At 64.3% G+C, this 465-nt stretch carries 1 protein-coding gene; it reads left to right on the top strand.

Translation table 11 applies throughout. From position 1 onward, the window contains the following. On the top strand, window positions 1-465 hold a 465-nt coding region (locus tag CVH10_RS17425), incomplete at both ends, for a replication initiator protein A (RefSeq protein WP_181244454.1).

Raw genomic sequence — 465 nt, 5'->3', positions numbered from 1 at the left:
TGGCTCGACAAGTGGACGCTGGAGGTGGACCCCGACACGGATCAGCCCCGGGGCATGACAATCACCCTATCGGACTGGGTCTATGAGGGCATCATGGGAGAGCGGTCGCTGCTCACCATGCACCAGGACTATTTCCTGCTGACTGGCGGGCTAGAGCGCGCCTTGTACCGCATCGCACGCAAACATGCCGGCAACCAAAAGGGTGGGTGGACGTGCCGGGTGGAGGTGCTGCGCGACAAAACCGGCAGCGACAGCAAGCCCAAGGAGTTCAACAGGATGCTTCGCAAAGTCGTGGAGGCCGACCAGCTTCCCGATTACACTATGGAGATGGCAGCCACGGCAGACGGCAGCCCTGCCGTGTTGTTCCGCCTACGTGGCGAAGCCGAGGCACTGGCGCTGGCCGCTAGGTTGGAGGCCGAGCAAGAGCGGCGGAACCGGGTCGAAGCCGATCGACGCCGCGCGGCC

This window comes from Halomonas sp. ND22Bw (assembly GCF_003011945.1).
GTDB lineage: Bacteria > Pseudomonadota > Gammaproteobacteria > Pseudomonadales > Halomonadaceae > Halomonas > Halomonas halophila.
This window is presented reverse-complemented; position numbering and strand designations above follow the sequence as displayed.